This window comes from Candidatus Marimicrobium litorale (assembly GCF_026262645.1).
Lineage (GTDB): Bacteria > Pseudomonadota > Gammaproteobacteria > Pseudomonadales > Halieaceae > Marimicrobium > Marimicrobium litorale.
This window is the reverse complement of the sequence record NZ_SHNO01000001.1, coordinates 3,625,933-3,648,870: the sequence shown is the minus strand read 5'-3', so window position 1 is coordinate 3,648,870 and position 22,938 is coordinate 3,625,933. Positions and strand designations below refer to the sequence as shown.

General features: G+C 53.4%; 14 protein-coding genes and 2 pseudogenes. 9 read left to right on the top strand and 7 right to left on the bottom strand.

Going from position 1 to position 22,938, the window contains the following annotated elements:
• Nucleotides 1-4: 4 nt before the first annotated feature.
• On the top strand, nucleotides 5-172 hold the full coding sequence (locus tag EYC82_RS16275) for a hypothetical protein (protein WP_279250598.1): 168 nt from the start codon (nucleotides 5-7) through the stop codon (nucleotides 170-172).
• A gap of 213 nt (nucleotides 173-385) precedes the next feature.
• On the top strand, nucleotides 386-1,636 hold the full coding sequence (locus tag EYC82_RS16270; RefSeq protein ID WP_279250597.1) for a serine hydrolase domain-containing protein: 1,251 nt from the start codon (nucleotides 386-388) through the stop codon (nucleotides 1,634-1,636).
• A gap of 83 nt (nucleotides 1,637-1,719) precedes the next feature.
• Here the strand turns inward: EYC82_RS16270 and EYC82_RS16265 are convergent, their stop codons facing one another.
• Nucleotides 1,720-3,015: a 3-keto-alpha-glucoside-1,2-lyase-like domain-containing protein gene (locus EYC82_RS16265; RefSeq protein WP_279250596.1), complete on the bottom strand. Its 1,296-nt coding sequence runs from the start codon at nucleotides 3,013-3,015 to the stop codon at nucleotides 1,720-1,722.
• A 502-nt stretch (nucleotides 3,016-3,517) separates the two neighbouring features.
• Between EYC82_RS16265 and EYC82_RS16260 the strand changes: the two genes are divergently transcribed.
• Together EYC82_RS16260 and EYC82_RS16255 are read left to right on the top strand one after the other, a co-directional pair.
• Nucleotides 3,518-5,617 carry a hypothetical protein gene (locus EYC82_RS16260; RefSeq protein WP_279250595.1) on the top strand — a complete coding sequence of 700 codons (2,100 nt, stop codon included), beginning with the start codon at nucleotides 3,518-3,520 and terminating at the stop codon, nucleotides 5,615-5,617.
• Nucleotides 5,618-5,912: 295 nt separating this feature from the next.
• On the top strand, nucleotides 5,913-7,595 hold the full coding sequence (locus EYC82_RS16255; protein ID WP_279250594.1) for a hypothetical protein: 1,683 nt from the start codon (nucleotides 5,913-5,915) through the stop codon (nucleotides 7,593-7,595).
• A 497-nt stretch (nucleotides 7,596-8,092) separates the two neighbouring features.
• Here EYC82_RS16255 and EYC82_RS16250 read toward each other — a convergent pair whose 3' ends face one another.
• A complete protein-coding gene (locus EYC82_RS16250; protein ID WP_279250593.1) occupies nucleotides 8,093-10,258 on the bottom strand; it encodes a molybdopterin-containing oxidoreductase family protein in 2,166 nt (721 codons plus the stop codon).
• Between the two features lie 1,206 nt (nucleotides 10,259-11,464).
• Here EYC82_RS16250 and EYC82_RS16245 point away from each other — a divergent pair.
• The 4 genes from EYC82_RS16245 (at nucleotide 11,465) to EYC82_RS16230 (ending at nucleotide 17,651) form a co-directional block, all read left to right on the top strand.
• Nucleotides 11,465-13,102, top strand: coding sequence for a DUF4856 domain-containing protein (locus tag EYC82_RS16245; RefSeq protein ID WP_279250592.1), 1,638 nt, complete (start codon nucleotides 11,465-11,467; stop codon nucleotides 13,100-13,102).
• A gap of 119 nt (nucleotides 13,103-13,221) precedes the next feature.
• Entirely contained in the window at nucleotides 13,222-14,466 is a 1,245-nt protein-coding gene (locus EYC82_RS16240; protein WP_279250591.1) for an imelysin family protein, read from the top strand.
• A 14-nt stretch (nucleotides 14,467-14,480) separates the two neighbouring features.
• Nucleotides 14,481-16,670 carry a TonB-dependent receptor family protein gene (locus EYC82_RS16235; protein WP_279250590.1) on the top strand — a complete coding sequence of 730 codons (2,190 nt, stop codon included), beginning with the start codon at nucleotides 14,481-14,483 and terminating at the stop codon, nucleotides 16,668-16,670.
• An 18-nt stretch (nucleotides 16,671-16,688) separates the two neighbouring features.
• Nucleotides 16,689-17,651, top strand: a complete 963-nt coding sequence (locus tag EYC82_RS16230; protein WP_279250589.1) for a sterol desaturase family protein — start codon at nucleotides 16,689-16,691, stop codon at nucleotides 17,649-17,651.
• A 389-nt stretch (nucleotides 17,652-18,040) separates the two neighbouring features.
• Here the strand turns inward: EYC82_RS16230 and EYC82_RS18215 are convergent.
• From EYC82_RS18215 to EYC82_RS16210, 5 genes and pseudogenes are all read right to left on the bottom strand, one after another.
• A pseudogene (locus EYC82_RS18215) lies at nucleotides 18,041-18,242 on the bottom strand (IS6 family transposase); the annotation flags it as partial.
• A 523-nt stretch (nucleotides 18,243-18,765) separates the two neighbouring features.
• Nucleotides 18,766-19,224 carry a hypothetical protein gene (locus EYC82_RS16225; RefSeq protein ID WP_279250588.1) on the bottom strand — a complete coding sequence of 153 codons (459 nt, stop codon included), beginning with the start codon at nucleotides 19,222-19,224 and terminating at the stop codon, nucleotides 18,766-18,768.
• A 190-nt stretch (nucleotides 19,225-19,414) separates the two neighbouring features.
• Nucleotides 19,415-19,750: pseudogene (locus tag EYC82_RS16220) on the bottom strand (peroxiredoxin family protein); the annotation flags it as partial.
• 12 nt (nucleotides 19,751-19,762) lie between these two features.
• Nucleotides 19,763-20,149, bottom strand: coding sequence for a hypothetical protein (locus EYC82_RS16215; protein WP_279250587.1), 387 nt, complete (start codon nucleotides 20,147-20,149; stop codon nucleotides 19,763-19,765).
• A 20-nt stretch (nucleotides 20,150-20,169) separates the two neighbouring features.
• Entirely contained in the window at nucleotides 20,170-20,931 is a 762-nt protein-coding gene (locus tag EYC82_RS16210) for a hypothetical protein (RefSeq protein WP_279250586.1), read from the bottom strand.
• Between the two features lie 920 nt (nucleotides 20,932-21,851).
• Between EYC82_RS16210 and EYC82_RS16200 the strand changes: the two genes are divergently transcribed.
• Nucleotides 21,852-22,922 carry an alpha/beta hydrolase gene (locus EYC82_RS16200; RefSeq protein WP_341475065.1) on the top strand — a complete coding sequence of 357 codons (1,071 nt, stop codon included), beginning with the start codon at nucleotides 21,852-21,854 and terminating at the stop codon, nucleotides 22,920-22,922.
• Nucleotides 22,923-22,938: the final 16 nt, after the last annotated feature.

The window sequence follows — 22,938 nt, the reverse complement described above, 5'->3', positions numbered from 1 at the left end:
GTATTTGCACGTCATCCATCAGCAATGGATGGTACAGTTTGAACGACCCGCTATTTATCCTGTGATCGAGCGAAATATTCCACTCGGTGAAGATGGAAGCCATCAATCGCCAGAGGGAATACGCATGGTGGGAAGGGCCTTCGCCGAGATGTATTTGACCGAAGCCAACTAATGCCCTTAGTATAAGCCGCAAAAGTCCTCAGCAAGATGCGCGTGGATTTGCGGCTTCAGGCTTGAATTGATGGCGACAGCGGTTCGGTACTGGATCGGAAGTTCCGTCCGGGAAAATGCTTAGCTTTCTTCGATAGCTCAGAGTCAGAGCCCTTAAAACGGACATACTTCGAGCCATCTATTCGCGATACGCGAAAATCAAAATTAGGGCGCAATGAATAATTCCAAGACCAAACTACGCAAGGGTTCACTGGCCCTCATGATTTTGCTGGGTATTATCGTGCTACCCGCCTGTTCCGACGGCAGTGACCAAGCCGCCATCGACACAACGTTGGCCGTATTCAATGATCCGGGAACCGCCCCATGGGAACCGGTTGCACCGGATGCGCTGATAGCCGAGTGCGGCCTTGATCCAGATATTCTCGCGACTGTCGATGAGAGCGCACCTTACTCTTACGCGATTGTCCGCTATGGAAAACTCTGCCACGAGTTCTACCCACCGGACATGCCGGGACAGTTCGAAAACGCCCCCAATTGGTCTGCTACCAAGACACTTGGGGCCACTATCGTAGGGCGAGCGGCCTTTATGAGTGCGGATCTGCCAATGCCTTTGCAGGATTCCGACCGCATGGATTCCTGGGTGGACGATATCTCCTTCAATCAGGATGCTCAGGTCGGACATGTACTGGCTATGATTGGCTTCAATGAGAGCCTTGCTTTTGGAGAACGCGACTGGGAGTACGATTTGGTGGGAGCGCGCGAAATTAATCGATTGAGCGATGTCGTCGAAGCTGTCATTGCACAGGACTCAGTGCGCTTCAATGGCGCCACCACCACCGGAGAATTCGCCCAACGGGAGCTCTTCGACAAGCTAGGGATGAGTGCCAGTGTCTGGCAGGGAGACAATTTTGGCTTCTCCTGGGATTCGAATCTGCGCGACATGGCACGTCTTGGCGTACTTCTGGTGCATGGCGGTGTCTGGAACCAACAGCGATTGATCGACGAGGAGTGGGTGTACAGAATGACGCACCCGGCCTTCGAAGATACCAACCTGTCCTATGGCTATCTGACCTGGATGACGTCAACGCCCAGCGCCTTGCCCGACATTGACCCCAACGTGGGGGTATCACTGCGGCATTGCTCACCTCCGTCAATCTGGCGAGAATTTCCTCATACTCTCAGTGAATCCATCGATTGTAACTACGACGATCCACAGGCGTGCGTCCAAACCTACGATGTAGGTGTATTCTCTGCGCTAGGTTTGGGCGGACAGGTAATTGAGGGGCATCGCGGACTGGATCTTGTTCTCGTAGCAAGAAACTCTGCGGGCGAAGGGCCCGGGCCCTGGGATATGATCCGCCCGGCATTAGTCGAGCATGACCCCGGGTATGCCGGAAACGAGGCTGCGTTTTGCGAGGCTTACCGAGCGGCTGACTATGCACCAGACATGATCACGCTACCCTGATTTTAGTAGTTCGGTGAATAGGTCAGGAACTCAACTGTTCAGCCTCGGTTCGGAAGTTCGATCTGGAAACCAGATCAAAGACGTCAACACCCCGACGGCTGGGTGACCGCAACATTATCGACAGAAACGCTATTCTGGTTAGCACGGACACCGATATACCCTGCCCCATGATCGGTGTCAGTAACATCGATAAGCATCTCCTCATTGATAGAGATCTTTATGGAGTTACCGGACACAACAATCGTGTAGGTATGCCATGTAGTGGGGGCATAGGCTGTCGGGACTGATGTTATCAGCGAGTTCGTGCCATCAACGATAGAAAACAACCGCAAATCGCCATTATTGTGCAACCGTACAAAATACAGGTTATCGGTATCTGTCACCCGGAACGCGAGGGAGCTGGCCATCCAGCCAGTCGATGGATTGGCACTGTTGATTGTTACCATATCCGCCTTGAAAGTGTAGTTGGTCCAGGCTGAATTACCGGCATAAGCTGACGTGTTCCCGGTGTTGTCATCCTGGTTGTAGGTGCCGCCGCTGATGTACCAGGTGCCATTCTCGCTCCAGGAATAGGTAGTATTGCCTCCGTCAAAGTTGTCGACCATATCCGCCGGCAGTCCGGGAGTTGCAATCGATGCCAAAAACTCGGGGAAGTAATAGTTGGCATTCGAGAAACCATCGGCTTGCATGCTGTCATAAGTGGTAAAGGTGTCACCGATACCGAAACTGATATAGGCGTCGCGAATCGGGTAGGCATTCTCGGGTGCGTGGCTGTCACCGTCACCCGGCGTGGGCCCATACGCCATGTAGATGGGCGGGCTGTCAGTGTTCACATTATCCACGGGTGACCATTCCTCGGGCTGTGCCCAGACCGGGTTGGGCAGCGCGTTGTATACATAAATACCCTGGATGGCTGCATCGCCGCTGTGGGCCAGGGGCCAGCTGGCGACGGAGCCGCGAGACCTGCCGGCAATCACAATGCGATCGGGGTCGATATTGTAGGTGTCGGCGTTCGCCCGGACCCAATCGAAGGCCAACTGCGCGTCCGACCAGGCCGTCAGAACTTCCTCCGGTTGACCCAGGTTCGGAACCGACTCCCAGCTAATTAGGGTGTAGCCCTCCTCGTACAGGGTATCGGCAAAACCCTGCGAAACGTCGTAGGCAGTTTTGCCATTGGGGTGGGAGAAGAAATACACCGGGGCAGGATCAACCGTATCCGCAAGGTAAATATTCAAAAACTGTCTGGCGGGATCATCCGTGCCGTAAGCGATATCTGTGTAATCCCAGGCCACGTTCTGGGCATAAGCCTGCCCGACAACGAAAAAGGGGAGCGCGATGGTCATCAAGTAAAGGAGAGGTTTCAGCAGTTTGTTTTTCATACTTTAGATTCGACCAGATTCTATTAGTGTCGATTTAATTTCCCACAAACCTGAAGGGAAGTCATTGTCGGGAAAACCCACGATATTGTCATTTCCGTCAAAACGATAAGCTGGTCACCACCTGCAAATTGCTATTTCGGGAGTGAAATTGATACTGACAAGTTAACTCGAGGTCACGGGCTGGCGCTACACAATCGAGCCTAGACTGACCAGAAATATGTCATTGGCTCCCACATTGGGCTGTAATTTCACGAGATTTTAGTTTGTGGTTTCCACATTTGGAGCGAATCTAAGTTAACTTGTCAGTACTCTCAGGCCCATAGGCGGATATTTCGAGAAGTTCTACAGTTCAGTTGGCAGTATCAGTGAGGAAATCCACTCCCAGCAGGCCGTTTATTTGTCCTATGCTTAGCACCATTCTTTATCGGCGACTCATTGAACTATTGAATCTGATACTAGTCTGAAGCGTAAGTGAACCTCCGCCCCAAATTGGAGAATATTTATGCTTCAACTATCCGCACACGCTTTCACGATGAGCGCGACCCGTGTCGTGTGCTGTTTCTTTTTGTCTGGCGCGGCTTACGCCGAACAGCTTTATTCCTGGACTATGACTAAAGGTGTGGTCAACATCGTCGGAGAAGGCAACCAAATTGCTTTAGGGGACGGCTCCGGCGTTGATGTCAACCGCGCAGAGCTGCGAAGTGTGTCCGTCAACGCAGGACAACTCAACACCATCACCGCCAAAATAAAATCTGATGACAGCAATATGCATGTTTATATCGGCGCGAACGGCTATGGCGAAAACGGAGGAGCCTTCACGGACTGGACCGAAATCGGCTTCACCTTCACCCCGAGTTCGGACACGGCGGAGCTTTACGGATCTTTTTGGAAGCAGCAGCGAAGCATTGCCTATGTGAAAGATTTCACTCTGAACGGCATTTGCCTCACCTGCGACGCAGACAGAGCACCGGGCGCGATCAGCGCCGACAAGCTCACAGACACTTCGGAGGCCGGGGGCTTGGGACAGGTGAGCGTGATGCTAAACTCTGCGCCAAGTTCGAGTGTGACCATCACCGCCGGCATCTCTGACAGCGGAGAGGGCACGATAACAGGCGGTTCAGCGCTGAGTTTTACCACAAGCGACTGGAACATCGCACAAGTTGTAGAGGTAACCGGGCAATACGACGGCGTCTGCGATGGCGACCGGACTTTTAGCATAAACCTGAGCTCTGCGTCCGGTGACTCAGCTTATGACGGGCTTGCCACCTCGGTCCGTATGACCAACGTTGATGATTGCGCAACGCCGCCCCCGCCCGCCGGCGAAATAGCACTCAACACGTGGATTGCTGACACCCCGATTCAAATCGGCAACGGCTCATGGCTTTATGACGCGATATTCCCCCTGTGGACTTCGAGCGACCCCAACAGAGAGCCCTACACGCAGGCCGCGCTCTTCTCAGACGAGCTGATTGCCTGGAACACCGAAGCGGATGCGCGCAAGAAAATAAATCAGATTTTTTCCTATGGCGGCGGGCCTGAGCTTTATTGCCGCGGATCGGGCGAATCTGCCCCGGGAGACGTCTGCGACAATTCCAACACGGTCGTCTTGTACGGCCCCGTACCGTTTGACAAAAACAATACGCTCGCAGATTTCGGTGCCACCGGGATGGAGTCCGCCGCGCGCTGGGAGGCGGAGATGGATAACGCCGCCGAGCAGATGGGTACCGAGTCGGTGATCATCCCGATTGTGGATGGCCGTCTGGATTCCGATGCGGCGAATAACGGCACGATTGACTACCTCAACGCTTTGAACCGGCTCCCGCAAAACGAGGCTTACGAGCTTGCGGACAAAGTGGCCAAAATGTACTGCGCCGATGGCAAAATCGCCGGTGTGCAATTTGATCTGGAGCCCTTTGACTTCACGCAACCCGGGCAGATTCACTACTACACGCGCCTTGCCAAAACGTTTGCCGGGGCCAACGTTACCAATCCCGGAGATCCTCTGGATGAGGATACGCGTAAGCAAATCCAGTGCGTCACCAAAAATCGGCCTCATGGAATTTCCTGGTCGGTTTTCACTTTTCCAGAGCGCGTGAGCGCCGCGTTTGCCGCGGTGCTTAACAGCCACGGCAACGGCTATGTCGTCATATCAGGCTACGATTTGGGAAGCAAGCAAGGCGGGCAAGTCAATACGCCGGCCGAATACCGGACTCTCGTTCAAGAGAAGATTCAGGAAACGATGACAATGGCCTCCCGGCATCAGGTTTACTATCAGTTCGCAATACCGGCCGCCGCCTCGGCGCACGAGTTTGAGGGTATTGAGGGCAACGACAATCTGGGTATCGGTCTGCAAATCGGTGACAGTGGCCACAGCCAGCTAGAGTATGTACAAATCGCAGTGGAAGAAATGAAGGCCGCCGGGATGGAAAATGATCCTTATTTTATTGGGACCGCCGTTTGGGGTTGGAGCGAAAGGATGATCTGGCCTCCGGGAGGCGAGACAGAGTTCTTTCCAAACGTTCCGCAGGCGGATGTAATTTCATATCTGCAAGCCAACATGCCCGTGCCAGCTGCCGCTCTAGCGACCGGAGAGACGCGCTGACCTGCTGTTCATCGGTAACACTGTCAATTAGAAGCGCTTCGTTATACCGAACGGGAGTTTGAAGTATTTATCTCTAGGGATGTTCATTCGGGTTGCCTTTGGTGCAACCACCATTTCGTCCCTTGGTCATCAAGTTCGGCCAGTTCGTTTATGAAGCCGACACACATATGAGATTTACTGTCGACAAGCCGCTCATTTAAACTATACTTTGATGCACGCTGATAAGTTTATTTCGTCACGACAGCTTTTTCATTTTTACTAATCTACATTTCGGCGCCAGAAAAAGAGGTTTTTCATGTCTTATCTTGTGAACCGATTTTCACTCCTATTGGGCGTATTAATCATTTCTTTCATTGCCAGCGGCTGCAGCGACAGTGCGCAGTCCCAGTCCGGTGAGTATGAGGTCGTTCAGCTCATCGGCAACTACAATAACGCCACCATAGAAGCGGTGCGCAGTGACCTGGTCGTCGTGCCCTTTTCGCCTGACTATAATCCGCAACTGACACCCATGATGATTGCGCCCGGGGTGCTCGACCCGGTAGACGCCCTCACGGAGCAGGAAAAAGACGCGATTAAAGCGTCCTATGAGGCTGGACAAACCCTGGCCATCATCAGCCCGAGTACCATCGATGTGGAAGCCTTGCATGAGCTATTGGGCGCAGGTGCAGCCTACACATCGACCACTCATCCGATTCATATGGCGTACATAACGCGCATGGAAAAGAGTAATCCGGTCTCTCGCGTGTTGCAGAATGTCAGAGCCTCGCCAAGTACAGCACAAGATGCAGGCGCGGACGAGCGCGCATACGCTCGGGCGTACACCATTTTAGTGGAGGACTTGAAACGGGCGCCTCTACAAAACAATGAATCGGCGCCAATTATGAGTGAGCAAAATACAGACCTGGCCCAGGTTTCCCTGCAGACGACGTTCCTTACGTCGACAACGTCTGGCAATTACAGCACCACGGTCAATTTTTACGCGGCCCATATTTGCGAAAGCAACCAGAGCATGCCGAAGCCATACGATATGTATCTGGTCACGTCATCAGGGGATTGGACAGCCTCAGACGCCAAGTGGCAGTCTGCAAGCGCAAGAGAGGGCGAGCTATACCTCGCCAACTGTGACGGCGAGCAATGCCTTGTAGAGGACTGGAAAGATACCGATGATTATTGTGATGGCGGCATAGCAATAGCCTCAGACGTTCCTTTCAATAAATATGATCTGCGTCTCTGTCGCTATATGAACTACCCGAAGCAGTACAGCGTCTCATTCGTGCCGCCCGCAGGAATCAAGACGGACCAGGCTAATGCAGCGCCCTCAGCAACCCAGGGCACAGCGTCAAGTTATTCAACGGGCTTCGCTTTCAGTCTCGGCGGCAACGTCAATATTTCAGGAAAGGGGCCGGCCGCGGGGTTGCAGGTGGGTGTGACCTGGAGCGAGAAGACAACGGTTTCCGTTCCGCCGCTGCTCGTGAAAGCGGGCATTACCGGCAACGAGGGCAGGTACACCGATTACGCGTATTGCACCGACGACACAGGAAAAAAGGCTGGAACTTGTATATCAACCGTTCAAATGACCGACACGAAGGGGTTATGTGTCGACTATGACGTCGGTGATCCGTCAGACGGACAAAAGCCTTCTGGGAGTATGTCCGGTGTTGCGCAAAGCGTGCAGTGGGTGGTTGGTGAAAATGGGACCTACCCTGGGATTTACGGCAATGCCACCCATTATCCTATTACGGTCAACTGGAGTGTTGACTTAGCCACGAGTACGAGCCGTCTCTGGCCTGGGCCCTTCAGCGCGCCCGGATCAGATGAAAATGGCCCAACCGGGATGTGCAACGATTCTGGCTGCAGTTGTTCAATCGAAACCACCACCAACCCAATCACAGCCAGCTATACTTTCAAGGTACCCCTGCCATCGAGCGACTGTTCGACTCCCTCGCCTCCAACCCCGCCTCCGCCCAATGAACCCTAGCGCCAGCTGCATCGGGACAACCAGTTGCGAGTACTGCGACAAGGGTGAATGCCACGAGTAAAACAGACGAGAAGCTGCAGGGCGCTGGGGGCGAAGTCACTCGCCGCCAGTGCAACCTTCAGCTTCTATCGTGTCTTGTTTTCGGCACTGACAAGTTAATTGCTTGAACCCTTAGGAGTCGGGTCGGAATGTCTCAAGCCACGATACTGACAATTTTACTTAAGGTCATGGGCTGAGCCGACACAACTCGGCCCTTGGCGCTGGCAATCGAGTCGCCAGCTGCCACTTTAAGGTTATATATTGCGTGCAATGAATTCTAAAACTCCACTTTTCGAGAAAAAATAAGTTAGCTTGTCAGTAGCCTTTTTCGCTATCAGTCGGCCGAATGAAGCCAAAGGCCTTCTGGTCATTCCAGGATTTTATTGTTCCCTGCTTACGTATCACTATTGAACCTCAAGGGGGCGTACTGCCTCTCGCGGCCTTATGCGCGATCCTCTCTATCGGGGCAATATCTTCACAGGCAGCGCACTCATTAGTGGGATGCCCGAGAAGCGGTCGCAATCAACCTCAACGCTCATCAGCCGTCCCGAATTAGCGCCTACTCGCCTTACGTCTCCCTGGCCATCCGGGTTTTCTCCCCAGCCATGGCTCAGTGACACCAATCCCCGGCGGAGGTCCTTATCGGGCCATGCGACCGCTTCCACCTCATTGTGCGGCGACTGAATGATTACGACATCGCCCCGCTCCAGGCCTTTATCTAACATATCCTGCGGGTGCATAAATGCGGGGTTTCCCATGTAACGATCGCGTAAGCCATCTGTATCTGTGCCGCAGGAATTGAACGAATTGGGTATACGTCGACTGATTAAGCGGTAGTCAAAGCCTTCGCGGGCATACTTGTCGCCCCGCCCGAACGACTCAAGATCTTCAAGCAGTTCCTCGTTACCGACATCCAGCCGTGCCTGCCATCCTGCATCTGCGGCCGTTACCGTGACGTCTTCGGGGAAGAGTATTTTTTCGGGATCGTCGCGCAGCGCCTGCAAAGGCACCCAGGAACCCTTGGTCACCAAGTCAAGGACCTGTTCGCTATCGGGCTTATTCACCATGTCCACTTCCGTCTCCGGCGTTTGTACACCCACGATAGGAAAGATTCCGGCACGCACGGTGAGCTGAAGAACCATCTGTTGTGCCATACCATAGAAAAACTCCCAGTCCTCCAACAGGTCTGATCCTTTGGGCGGATCAACTATTGCAGGAACATATTGTCCGTAGGGTTCGGTATAGCCGAATGCAGGTCCAACGCTGAGTAAGTTTTCCGTGGACAGTGTCGTCTCCGGTTTTTCGAAGGCCAGCTTGGGGGCGAGAACATAATCCGCCAGTTGGGTTGTGGGTGTCTGGCGCGGTTCCACAGCAACCAGCAACTCCAGCGAACTCAATGCTGCAAACGTCTTTTCCTGGTCCGGCCAGGCCGTCATTGGATTACCGCCAATAGTAATCAGCGCCTTCACCTGGCCTTCGCCTTGCAGCAGGATCTCGTCCGCCAACGCAGAGGTGGGCAGGCCGCAAACCGCCGGCGAGTAATCCCGGATCCGCAGCGGCTTACCGTAACCGGCGATGGGGTAAGGGGGTATTGCCTGGGCCTTGAACTCCCTGCGAGTCGTCAGTACACCATGGTTGCTCACCTTGTCGCCCTCTTGCCGATAGACGCCGCAAACAGTATTTAGACAAAGCACAAGGTACTCGTTGATATTACTCCAGCCGGACATATTCGCGCCGGTTGCTGCAGTGCAAACAGCCTTGTCCGCAGCGGCGAACAACTGGGCCGCCTCGGTTACCTGCTGCGGCGGGATATCCGCAATTGCAGCTACCCGCTCCGGGGTATAGGGCTTCACGTATGCGCATAGGCGCTCAAAGCCATCGACATGTCGGTCCAGGAACTCACGGTCACACAGGTCCCGGTCAACAATCTCGCGAATTATCCCAGCGAGAATGGCCGGGTCTGTCCCGGGCCGTGGCTGGATATGCAGCGCAGCCTGCCTGGCAGTCTCGGTGCGCCGGGGATCGACGACGACAAGTTTCAAACCGTGTTTCTGGGCACGTTTCAGGCGTCGTCCGGGATTGGCGTGAGGAATCCCGCCGGAGATAGCCACCAGCGGGTTACTGCCCAACATCAGCCAGGCATCGCATTCATCGAAGGGGAAGTAACCACCCAGCCAATGGCCGTGCGCAGCGGCGGCCACCTGCTTGCCAGGTTGGTCAATCGTTCCGCTGCTGAAGAGCATCTTGAGGCCCAGCGCGTTACACCAGGCCGAAGCCATCGCGGCTGTCGATGACGCCTGGTAATGTAACGTCCCCGAATAAATCGCCACCGCCCGGGGACCGTGCTGATCGATGATGGCCTGTATTTTTTCCGCGACCTCCTCTATCGCAGCTTGTGAGGAGATGGCGGCCAGTTCACCGTCAGGCATGCGTTTCTGAGAATGCAGGAAACGTGTGTCACTACGGTGCATCGCGGGATAGTACTTCCCCTTGGCGCAGAAGAATCCCTCAGAATGACTGTTGTCCTTATCTCCCTTGGCCGATACGGGCACCCCCGCGGCGTCAATTTCGACCTTGACCGGACAGAGGGCTACACAGACCCGGCATAGTGAGCGCTTCTGCACTTTACATTCCTCTCAACCGCCATCATCTCAAACGTGAGCATGGCGCATGACAGGCCGATCAGCAACAGGTGAGTTGGTACTGATAAGTTAACTTGAAGTCATGAGCTGGCGCTACTGTTTCGGGTAGGTCTGAGGCTAAACCGACGTTCGCGTTTAAGGCGAAGACCAGTAGTAAGATATATGCCAGGAGGCGTGTATAAGAAAGGCGTGGTTTTTGCATGCGATTGACCTTCTATTCAACGCTTCTTAGTAAGCGCTTTTATCCGCTATCCGGAGTAATTCGTAGCGTTCGCAGTAGGGGTTACACTCAACAGCCATTTATTCCTAACCTTGATAGTGCGTTGCGCGAAATCACTGTTAAATCGGATATTGAAAAATAAACTGACGGTCGACTGCTGCCGTTCGAGCCCTTCTGGGCACACTGTTTTACTCATTTTTACTGCGTTTCTATGGACGCTCGCTGACGGTAATAGCACCGTAATATAAAAGGGCTGAGGCGATTAGCAGCTTATGCTGTTCCTTCTCAAACCCCATCCCATTCCGCTCGGCTCACGGTATGCTGCACGCACTCCGGTCGCAGCAGGCGTAACTGGGTATCACAGTACAGGTCGCTTCAGGATTTGCCGCACAATACCGGGGGAACAGTCGCTGCCGGAAGGGGTTGAGCCCGGACATTCCCTCGATGGCTAGGGAATCTTGAAGGTAACACTTTGTATGAGTGGTGTGGTCTTTGTTTCGATCTGACAGCTATCGCCAAATACATTGCAGTACCCCGTTGTACCGACGACGCCAATAAGGGGCGTCTCGCGGAACAGACCCCCTAAAGGCCGCTGGCACGAGTGGCTAGTTCAACGCTAAGGTGCTGGATTCCTGAATGAATCTGATTTTTCCCGCTAGTTCACAGGCCATGGAACTCTCTCCCGATCAATGGTTCTCGCCCCTGAAGAAGGGACGATAGGGAGCGTATCGTCCCCCCGACACCCCTATCTCTGGGTTTTTATCTTCAGCTGGTATCACGCCAAAGGGCACCACCAGCTCACCGATCGCGACTTGGCGGAATGCAGTTGACTTTTCCGACAATCTACAATTAGAATAATAATCATTATCATTACGATTATGATTGCAGTAATTGCTACTTAGTGCGGTGCCATTCCCGGATAAGTGCCGATGAAGCCCGCTTAACACATTCTATATCAGGATTTTATTATGTTATTCAGATACTTATTAGCTCTCACAGTAATACTGGGCACTCTGACACTGGCTGCCTGCGGTGGTGGTGGTGGTGGTGGCGGCGGTCTTGGCAGCAATATTACTGCGCCGGATACCGATGGTGATGGCGTGGCGGATGAAAACGATAACTGCGTTGACGATAGCAATGAAGACCAGGCCGATGCTGATGTCGACGGTGTGGGGGACGCCTGTGATGCCCTGCCTGCAACATACGCGTTTGAAGACGACAGCGGTGCAAGCACCGTCTCCTATACCGGACAAAGTGCCCGTCAGGTTTTGGTCAGCGACCTGGTGAGTGCCATGCTTGGGCTTGAACGCAACGCTGCGACAGTGCCCAGTGATGTTGTCACAGACCTGAACTTTTACATCTCGCTCGACCCGGATATTCGCGATGCAAGCTATCCGCCTAATTTCGCTTTATCCGGCGGTGAGTCGATCATTGTTAATGATGACGATGCCCCTAGCGAGACTATTGTGCCCGGCGCGATCTCCAGTGGAAAAGACATCATTAGCAAGTTTGCGGGTAACGATAAGGAAGACCACATACTCGGGGGAGAGTTTTTCGGCTGGACAGGCTTTTCCACGCCCGCAGACCTGTTGAACGAATATTTACGAATCTTAGCGGAGGAAACGGCTGACACCACTGATTCCATCGCGATTGCCGGTGGCACCGCCAATATTGGCACGCCCACCGTCACGGAAGAGGGGCTAGACCTCCGTCAGCTTATCCAGAAGTTTACCCTGGGTGCACTCACTTTTTCGCAGGGTACCGCTGACTATATGAGCATTGATTATGGCTCCGACGCTAACTTGACCCTTGCAGAGGGTAAGAGCTACACGGAGGGCGCTCACGACTTTGACGAGGCCTTCGGTTACTTCGGTGCTGCACGAAACTATACCGAGCAGGGCGATGCTGTTATCAAAGACCCCGCCTATCAAGACAGCGTTGTGTCTGATGGGGCCATCGACCTGCGCAGCGAATTCAACTTCGCTAATTCAACCAACTGCGCGAAACGCGACTTGGGGACAGCAGAAAATAGTAACCCCACCGACTATACAACAGAGGTGTTCAATGCGTTCGTCCTGGGCCGCGAAATCCTGCAAAACGCCGCTAACGGCGCTACCGAGTCATCTCCCGGCAGCCTCAGCGCCGAGGCTTCCGCAGCTTTGAACGCACAAATCGTTATCGCGGCGCAGACCTGGGAAAAGTGTATCGCTGCGACCGTCGTGCACTACATCAATGACACATTGGGCGATATGGACAATTTCGTGAATGAGGATTTTTCCGATCTCGACAATTTTCTCACTCTGGCCAAGCACTGGGCGGAAATGAAAGGATTTGCTCTGGGCTTACAGTTTAGCCCCTATTCGCCGTTCCGCACCGGTGCGGTAAACGGCACCGATGTTGGCGCGAACGTGAACGACCTTAAGGAAGTACTGAGCTTAATGGGCGAAGCCCCCGTGCTTGCCGATGGCACACAAAACGGCAGCCTCTTCGGCGGCGCCTTGTCAGCCTCCGAAGCGAAGGACGCCTATCGAGCAGACCTTCTCGCCGCCAGAGATATTCTCGAGAGAGCATATGCATTCGACAGTGAGAATGTCGCTAACTGGTAACTGACTTTCCAAGGGCCGCTCAAACAGGGCGGCTCTTGTTTGGTAATTACAGTTTACAGAGAGCGAACAGCAAGGCGCATCAGCGCCTTTTTTGCATTACTAGAGGTGAAAAACGAGATATGCCTGAATACCTGAGACTACCGGTGATCCCACTGGCCTTGTCGCTTACTCTCGCTGCCTGCGTAGATAGCGGAACCGGCGGGTCGGATAGCCAACCTGCAACTGGAGATAACTTCGATTTCACTTCGATGTTTGTCAATTACGCAGACAATATTATTCTTCCAAATTATGCTGCCGTCGCAGAACTTGCCGCTCCGCTAGGCACTTCATCCGGATCGATAGCGAGCTACTGCGAAAGTATCGCAAGCACAGAGGAATCTGCTGCGCGGGAGTCTGCGGGGTCACAATGGGAGAATCTTATGGATGCTGTTCAAGCAACAGAGATGCACCTCTTTGGCCCGGCACTGGACAATAACAGCTCACTGACCTACCGACTCAATTCAAGCGCGGCAGGCGAGCTCAGTTTGTGCGGTGTGGACCAAGCGCTCGTTCAGGCAAGCGAGGATTCATCGTTCAGTATTAGCAGCAAAACCGTCGTGCAACGGGGTATTGGCGCTGTTGAATACCTGCTGTTCAGCGAGGATCTCAATCATCACTGCCCCAGCCAGATTGCTGAAACAGCTGATTGGGATGCCCGGCCAGATGATGAAAAGAAACGTTTGCGTTGCGACTATGCGATCACTATTGCACAGGATATTGCCGACGCCGCAGAGACACTTCATGACGCCTGGTCAAGCACCAGCGGCGATTACAGAAGCCGTTTTGTTGATCCGGCTAACGTAAGTGATAGCCTGACCGCGCTATCAGACGCACTCTTTTATCTTGATCTGGACGTAAAGGATCGGAAACTTGGCGTACCCATAGGCATCAACGATGGCTGTCCTGGCATTTCGTGTCCTGATGCAGTGGAGTCGCCTTATCGGGAATACTCTTTAGCGGGCATTCGAGCCAACCTGTTGGCATTCGGCACTTTGATGACTGGTGCCGACGGACTTGGTTTTGACGATCTGATTGACGCGGCGGGCATGCCTGAATTAAACCGCCGATTCACAGACCATACGGCAATCGCAGTCGCCGTCATCGATAACAGCAACGATTCGCTGGTCACCCAGGCAGCCGCATTGGATACCTCAGCGCAGGAGACAGAGTGTATCAACGCGTTTGCTAACCCGGACTTCGTCGGTGAATTTCCAGCCTGCAACCTTTTAGGCCACATAAAGGCGCTGACTGACGACCTCAAGGTGGGCTTTGTTGCAGCGATCAATGTTGACCTGCCAGACCGGGCACAGACCGATAACGATTAAAGGGATATTTTCTCGTGAAAAGACAATTAGCAAACCCTGCCGTGTGTGGGCTTTTGAGCCTGCTCAGTATGACAAGCACCGCAGCCGATAACCCGGCAAACAGCACCTCTCCCCCTATGGAAGAGGTGTTGGTCACTGGCGGTAAAGACGCGATCCGCACCCTTTCCGGGTCCGCGTACCTACTGGACGAGGCCCAACTAGAAGAATTCGACTACCCCGATCTCAACAAGGTGCTTTCAACGCTACCGGGGGTTTATATCCGTCAGGAGGATGGCTTCGGTTTACGCCCTAACATTGGCTTGCGTGGCGTCACCAGTGAGCGCAGCCAGAAAATCACGCTACTGGAGGACGGCGTATTGATTACCCCCGCGCCTTATTCTGCCCCCGCCGCCTACTACATACCCAACATCAGCCGTATGCGTGCAGTCGAGGTGGTCAAGGGTCCGGCAACGATCAAGATTGGCCCAAATAACGTGGGTGGTGCCATCAACCTGGTGACACCACCGGTGCCAGAGGAGCGGACTGGCTTTGTCGATCTCGGTGTGGGCACGGACGGCTATGAGAAATATCATGCATTCTTTGGGGACAGGCTCGGTGACTTCGGTTACTGGGTCGAGGGACTACGTTACGGAAGTGACGGTTTCAAGGATCTGGATGGTGGCGGTGATACCGGTTTTACCCGCAACGACATCAACGCGAAGCTGCAATGGGCTCCCCAGGACCTGCTGGGGTTTGACCAGCGGTTTACACTCAAACTGGGTTACGCTGATGAAAATTCCGATGAGACCTACCTAGGCCTCACTGATGAAGACTTCGATAGAGATCCGTTGCGGCGATATGCGTCCAGTCAGCTGGACAATTTCGACTCTGAGCATATTCAGGCACACTTTGACCATACGCTCTATTTGTCGGAGGCACTGACGGTAGGCACTCAGATTTACTGGAATCACTACGAGCGCTCCTGGAATAAATTGAATGGTTTTATCGCTGGTGCAGGGTTATCAAACATACTCACCCAGCCGCAGTTGTTCCCCCGTCAATTAGGCATTATCCGGGGAGAGATCGACTCTAATACATCTGATAGCGAGACTCTCGATGTCACCGATAATGACCGGGACTATGACTCGGAGGGTATTCAGTTTTCTGTTGACTCCTTGATAGATCAGGGAGCGATACAACACCAACTGGAAGCGGGCTTGCGGTTGCATCGTGACTCCATTAACAGGGACCACTTTACTCGCAGCTATTTAATGCAAGATGTCGAATTAGTTAGCGATGGAATCGACCGCGGCAATAAGGTTCTCAACAAGGCCGAGACCGACGCTGTAGCCACGTATATCCACGATACGGTCAGCTGGAAGAACTGGAAGTTTAACGCCGGGCTGCGGTACGAATTCATAGACAGCGATTTCAAGGATGATCTTGCAGGGAGTAAATCCAGCAAGTCTCAAGATTACTTTGCCCCCGGAGCTGGTGCGTTTTGGCAGTACACCGACCACCTCGGCTTCCTCGTGGGCGTAAACAAGGGTTACTCTCCGGCCGGAGCATCCGCCGATAGTAACGTCGATCCCGAGGAGGCCATCAACTACGAATACGGTCTCCGCTTCAACAAGGAGGAAATTAATGTCGAGGTGATTGGTTTTTTCAGTGACTACAAAAACCTGATCGGTCGTTGTCGGGCCAGTGAAAGTGGCTGCGAGGTGGGTGAGGAATTTAACGGTGGCGAGGTACAAGTTGCCGGCGTTGAGGTTTATGGACAATACGTTGCGAACGCAGGAGGCGCAATTCAGTTCCCTGTCAATCTCACCTATACCTACACGGAATCCTCCTTTCAGAATTCCTTCGAATCCAGTTTTTCCCAATGGGGTAATGTCAGACAAGGTGACGAACTGCCTTATCTGCCCGAAAACGTAGGACGACTGCAGGTAGGTGCTCAAGCTGCGCAATGGGAAGCTTTTGCGGCGGTCAACTATCAGGACAAAATGCGAGATCGGGCGGGCCGGGGCAGCATTGACGACGCAGTTCATACAGATGAATACACAACGCTGGATTTATCGCTTTTATGGCGGCCCAACGACACCTGGCTAGTGCAATTGAACGTTGATAACGCCACAGACGAAAAAGCCATTGTTTCCTGGCGACCCTTTGGCGCGCGACCCACCAGTCCGCGGGTCTACAGGGCCCGGATCAGGTACACTTTCTAGGGCATTGGCCCCGCCGCTATGCTCGAGCTGACAGACCTGATACTCACACCACTGCAGGCGCCCACTGATCCAAGCAAGCGCCTGTTCTGGATGTTCCTGTTTAGCTCTCTTCTTATGGCCTCGCTCGCCGTGACCTGGCGCCGCGGGCAGTTCGAGTTGCGCCGACAACTCTCTTCACTGTTCTCTCGGCGTTATTGGTTACATCGCTCCAATACGACCGACGTCAGCTTGTTGCTGATCAACCACACCTTGCATGTTTTGCTACTGGTTCCACTGTTGGGCAGCCATCTGGCAGGTGCCGTTGTTGTTGGCTCGGTGCTGCAAACACAATTGGGTGATGCCCCCGTTTTGCCGGGGTCAACCCTCGTGGTGGGTATTGCGTACACAGTGATTTTCTTTTTGATGGAAGACTTGAGTCGTTTCTCGTTGCATGCTGCTTTTCATCGTATTCCCTTTCTGTGGCGTTTTCATCGCACACACCACAGCGCAACGAATCTGACGCCACTCACAGTGCACCGGGTTCACCCGCTGGAATCCTGCGCCTATTTTTTTCGTGGCTTTTTGGTGTTCAGCCTGGTCAGTGGTGTTTTCCTCTATCTCTTCAAGAGCCGCCTCAACGGTATCGATATTCTAGGCGTCGATTGCCTCGGTTTTCTTTTCAATTTTTTCGGTGCAAACCTGCGCCACACTCCGATCTGGCTGGGCTTTGGCACCCTTGAGCGCCTTTTCATTAGCCCCGCACAACATCAGATCCACCACAGCGCTTTATCGCAACACCATGGCAAGAACCTCGGTAGCTGCCTGTCAGTATGGGACAGATTGTGCGGAACGTGGCTGGCATCAGGCCGGTACCAGAAGCTGGAATTCGGACTCGGCGAAACGAAAACGAGCAGATCCCACCATTATCTTGACGCAGAACACATTGCACATAGCAGGTCTAAGCGATGTAAATGGGAGGCTTGGCAAGAAACCGGATACTGATAAGTTGAGCTGGGCAAGTTGATCGAATGCAAGGATCAATACATACAGCCGCTAGCGGCTCGCGCCCGATAGGGCTTCCTGTTCCCTGTGGGTCTGCTATCTTTTCAGTTCGGGCCGCCACTTGATCAGTGCGCAACACAAGCGGAATCTGAAAGTGAGAGCGCCTGATGCGTGAAGCAGGTCAGCGGTCTGATAGCCCGCGCTCGATTTTCTACTCAGTCAGCGAGTCAACTGGTCAGTACCGGTCAAATCGTCTAGCAGCCAATCGCCGCATAGTGATCACCCACTCCATCATCATCGATATACATCGGATCGGGGTTCGGGGTAATCAGGCACTTGACGAAGACTTCATCAATATAAAAGGTATCTCCGTAGCCTCGGTGCTTTCATTTCAAAGGACGTGTATAAATGGCTCCGAACTTGATGCACCAGAGACAGACTGCTTCTCGCGTGACGATGATGCCACGCTCAGCTAGGAGATCTTCGATGTCACGATGGCTTAGGTTGAATCGGTAGCAGAGCCAGACGGCGTAGAAGATGATATCAGGTAGGGGCGCCTAGCCGGAATCGGTGGCGTTTGTAGATATTAATCGCCAGATTCTACCAATTCCGGCGAGTTAACTTGTCAGCACCCAAAAAAGGATTCAGCCGACGGAAATATAGGTATTGTAGACGCCGGCGGGCCAAAAAATCGCGTTGATTAAGGCTGGGCCGAAGGGCTGCTCTTCAGCTAGCAAGAATACCAAGAAAAATATCACAATTCCGGTCGTGTAAATTTGCCAGATCAATCGGAACATCTGTTGTCTCTCTTTTTGTAGAGGGTAACATTGAGTATAGACGAAAATACGGTCGGGGTACCGACTCAGCATAAACGATTCACTAGATTTGAGTGACGTTGTGCGGGGAGAATATTGCTGCAGAAACTCTGCGTCTGTGCGCTCTGCCAGATATCGTCCACTACCCAGTGAGCGCACTCTCTGAAGATAAAATTAGGGTACTGACGAACTAACGGTATCGACTATTTCGGCGAGTTAAGTTGTCAGTACCACCTTGGCAGTACCCGAAAAACGTATGAGAGCTGCCCCGCTCGACAGAGCCGGACATACTAGCGGGATCAGTTTCGCCTGGAGGTTCTGCGCGCGGTACGTCGTGCCACACGACGACTGTCGTCTGCTTTGGCCTCATTGAGTGAAAGACTCACTGGCGAGGTGAATTTTCCAGGGGCGCTTTTTTTCAGGGGCTGTGTGTCAACCGGAACAATGTCTCGCCCTGTGATGGGGGGGAAATAGGCAATCTGTTTGCTGTAGTCGCGCTCGGCTTTGAGTCGGGGGCGCTGTCGATAGTCGACGTTTTCGACTTCGATGTCTGACAGGTAAACATGCTTCAGTACAAGAGGCAGCAGAGCGATCGAGCCTGATCCTGATTCCGCGTGGACCTCCCACTGCTGGCTGCGGGTCTGACCGTTGGCAGCGATTCCTTGTGCGTGAACCCGGAAAGGGTAAAAGCTCCAGGCACGCTCCCAGGAAACCTGAAATTTCTCGGGACGAATTTTATTGACCAGGGTTTGCGTCACGGTGAGCTGCAAAGGGTACTGACAAGTTAACTCGAGGTCACGGGCTGGCGCTACACAATCGGGCCTAGACTGACCAGAAATATGTCATTGGCCCCCAAATTGGCCTGTAATTTCCCGAGATTTTGGTGTGTGGTTGCCACATTTGGAGCGAATCTAAGTTAACTTGTCAGTACCCCGCAGGGCCTTTCTTCTAGATGCCAAAGTGTTCCTTAAGCGCGGACAGAACAAACTCTCGATCACTGCGATCGGTGTAATGCTCTGACTGATCAATCCACAGCACGACCCCCAGCGCATCAACGAGCACTGAAGTGGGCACCGGTACCGGACGGGGCGCGCTTTTTGCGCCAATGTTACGGAGACCCAGGGCGTCGGTGGCAATCAACGCCTTATCGGACAGCATGATCGCTTCAAGCCCGTGCTTGCTTTTACCCTTGCGTAGCTCTTCGGGTGAGTCAGCACAAACTGTCACCATTTGTAGTGGGGTTTTGAGCTCCGACCGAAGCTCTTGCCAGCGTTTAAGCTCGGCTACACAGTAGGGTCACCAGTGGCCGCGAAAAAATTTGAGTAAATAGGGAGCGCCGGCCAGTGACTGGCTATCGAACGAGGAGCCATCTTCATTCAGTGCGGTATAGGCGGGCAACGGCTGACCTACAACAATTTTTGGTGCCCCGGTTTTTTGCTTCCCCGCTGCCGTGGCCAACAACCAGAACAGACTCATGAACGCTGCAACAGCAGCGAGTGAGCCGCCTATTACACCAGGCTCACTAAAAAATGCAGCGATTGCCAACCCTAGCCCAGCCGTCATAGACAGGGCAAAGCCCACCAGACGATCAGGTACCGCCTGGCGAAGCGCGGTTTTCAGCCATCTTTTCCATGTCGCCAGGACAAACAGTAGCGACGCTATCGCCAAAATCAAACCGGTCATTTAAAACTCCCGTGATGGCCCTAAAAAAGTTTGAGGCGGAGGCCGCGCTTTTCAGGGATTTTCTTCTCCTCGGGAAGCGTACAAATGCGATCCATATACGTCACACTTCCATTGGCGTACTCCCACACCAACTGCTCACCGTCCGGCCCCGCGTGGAGGTAGCGTTTCACAACCACTGGCCCCCAGCCAAAGACGCGAAAATCCAGTACACCGTTATTCCAATACACATTCGCAGAAGTACGAGGGCAATACTCCTTGTCGCCAATGGTAAAAAGCACGGCTCCCTCGGTATCGTTAGAGTTTACACCAGCCGTACTATTGGGCCCTTTGTCATGAATAATACCAGAACTGGTTACTACCGTACGGGCGCCACACTGTTCAATGCGCTCTACATGGCCAATCTTAGGGTTGACGCCCTTGCCTTCAATCGCCCTCCAGAGCCCTCGAATATCCACCGCACCCTCCGCCAGAGGCTCGCTACATTGAGCCAAAATGGGGAGCGGGAAATGATCATAAGCACAACCCGGGGTATTAGCCTTTGGAATTTCAACCGCGGTCTTGCGGCTACCATCCAGCACAGGCAATTCACAGTAGTCGATGGAACTGCCATCGCCGGCCAGAACTGCCGGATCGGTCATCAGCTCTGGTCTCGAGGAAAAAAATAACTGCCAAAAACCGGCTATAACCAGAACGACGAATGTCATTGCAATTCGTAACACCCACTTCTTCACATTGGCATCCTCTGGATCAGTTTTCCCACTGTCAATTTGCGCTGCTGTCATATTATGACACTATTTATGTCAAAATATAACTCTCGTCTTGATTCTGGCAAGTTAACGTTCCTAGAGCCAAGAAATTTGCATCTCTAGGTGTGGATGGCGAATTACTATTTCACTCGCTAGATCAACGGGTTAGCCGTCGGCTCCGGTTCGGAAGTTCGGTCTTGAAAATTGCTTAACCCTCTTCAGCTTACTTCAATCAATCCCGCCAGCCGGCCCACTCCAGGTTCGGCATAGGCTCGGTTTCAGCAGTGATGCCCTGTCCCACAAAAAAATTCGTTACTTGTCTTCGGCTTAATGGCGTACGTTCTGACTGTACCCTCTACTCATAATCGGCAGGTCGAAGACGGCGGTCCGACGACTCGGCGGCCGCTGCCGTTCGAGTCCTTCTGGACTCACCACCTTATTGATTCTTTTAGGCTTTCTATAGAAGACAGCGTCCGACTTTTTATCGGTTAGTCGAACCCTTGCCGTTGCCAAAGACAGAGCAACTGCAAGGACTGATGAAATGGATGTTTCCACACTCTTACAATACCGACCCTATACCGGGCCTCTGGGATACAAAGGCCACATTAACCCGCCGCACCCCCTTGGGGTTCATGATCTTGAATCTTGATAGGCCTGCGCAGAGCGGGCAGAGTTTCGGTAAACCTTCTCACTGTAATCCCGCGTTTGGCCAGGAGACCTTCGACATCCCGGTGGCTGGGATTAAATCCATAGTGGAGCCAGACGGTGCAGGCAATGATATCGGGTGGGGCGGCGAGCCCGAATCGGTGGCACTCATAGGTGTGCAGCCACCGATGCTATCAGTTTGGGCCCGTTAACTTGTCAGTATCCACATTCTAAATTGCTCCACTTCTGGAGCACACTGTTCGAAAAAACAGCTTTCCCCGGCAGCATCGCCATGGCAGCCTTGCTATGTCATGCTCAGCTCGATACAAAGACAAAAGACCTTGCATATGAAATGTTCTTTCAAGTTACAGGGCATTGTCCCGGCTGCTCTAGCAGCTGCACGTAAGCGAACTGCCAGGTTAGCAAGATCGAGAACAGCTGGCTTGGCCCTGTTCCTCGCGCTATGCCCCGCAGTAACCGTCTTAGCAGACGTTCTCACGACAGATACCATCGGTAGCGTGGAGGTCGAGATCCGACGGGCAGGAGAGGGAACTTACCCGTTAGTCATATTCTCACACGGCATGGGCGGCTGCCCTGGGAGCAACGACGGCATTTTGAGTGCCCTAGCTGACAGAGGTTTTATCGTCGTCGCCCCGAAACATGAAGACTGTATCTCAGGCAGCACGACACCAGATGTCGCGTGGAGTGATCCCAGTAACTGGACCGACCTGACAAATAGCGATCGCCGCGACGACATCCACGCAGTGCTCGATGCACTGCCCTATAGTAACTATGCGCAGTATGTAGAAGACTTCGAGCGAGTCGGTTGCATGGGGTACTCGATGGGCGGTTACACCTGCATGGGTCTCGCGGGCGCCTGGAGCACATGGACTCGCGATGAGATCCGCACCGTGGCAGCTCTCTCACCATGGCACAGACCCTATCTGGTACAAGACCGTGTCGGAGGCATGACAAACGACCAGACGCTTTACCAGGGGGGCACGCGGGACATCGCAATCACACCTCAGTTGATACAGTCGAATGGCACTTACGACCAGACCTGGCCCGCCAGATACGTTCAGGTATTCGACGGGGCGGGCCATTTTGCCTGGCGTGACGGTATTCTGGGTGAAGGCTTCCATAGCCAGATGTCTCACTACATCGGGTCGTTCTTTGACGCCTACCTCAAGAACGGCTCCACGGAAAGTCTCGAAGCCATGGAATCACTTGTAAGCACGCTGGATTTCGAGCACGACACCGACGGCGACCGTGTCGGTGACTCCATAGATAACTGCCCCCTGGTGGCAAACCCCGATCAAACCCCCAGCACCATCTCACCGGGGCAGGGGCAGGCATGTGAGGATCTGCCACCGGGTTGTTAGCGCACAATGGCTTCGC

Excerpts from the sequence above, each read along its gene's own strand:
- EYC82_RS16270 (WP_279250597.1), top strand. The coding sequence starts at position 386 with ATGAATAATTCCAAGACCAAACTACGCAAGGGTTCACTGGCCCTCATG.
- EYC82_RS16265 (WP_279250596.1), bottom strand. The coding sequence starts at position 3,015 with ATGAAAAACAAACTGCTGAAACCTCTCCTTTACTTGATGACCATCGCG.
- EYC82_RS16260 (WP_279250595.1), top strand. The coding sequence starts at position 3,518 with ATGCTTCAACTATCCGCACACGCTTTCACGATGAGCGCGACCCGTGTC.
- EYC82_RS16255 (WP_279250594.1), top strand. The coding sequence starts at position 5,913 with ATGTCTTATCTTGTGAACCGATTTTCACTCCTATTGGGCGTATTAATC.
- EYC82_RS16245 (WP_279250592.1), top strand. The coding sequence starts at position 11,465 with ATGTTATTCAGATACTTATTAGCTCTCACAGTAATACTGGGCACTCTG.
- EYC82_RS16240 (WP_279250591.1), top strand. The coding sequence starts at position 13,222 with ATGCCTGAATACCTGAGACTACCGGTGATCCCACTGGCCTTGTCGCTT.
- EYC82_RS16230 (WP_279250589.1), top strand. The coding sequence starts at position 16,689 with ATGCTCGAGCTGACAGACCTGATACTCACACCACTGCAGGCGCCCACT.
- EYC82_RS16215 (WP_279250587.1), bottom strand. The coding sequence starts at position 20,149 with ATGACCGGTTTGATTTTGGCGATAGCGTCGCTACTGTTTGTCCTGGCG.
- EYC82_RS16210 (WP_279250586.1), bottom strand. The coding sequence starts at position 20,931 with ATGACAGCAGCGCAAATTGACAGTGGGAAAACTGATCCAGAGGATGCC.
- EYC82_RS16200 (WP_341475065.1), top strand. The coding sequence starts at position 21,852 with ATGCTCAGCTCGATACAAAGACAAAAGACCTTGCATATGAAATGTTCT.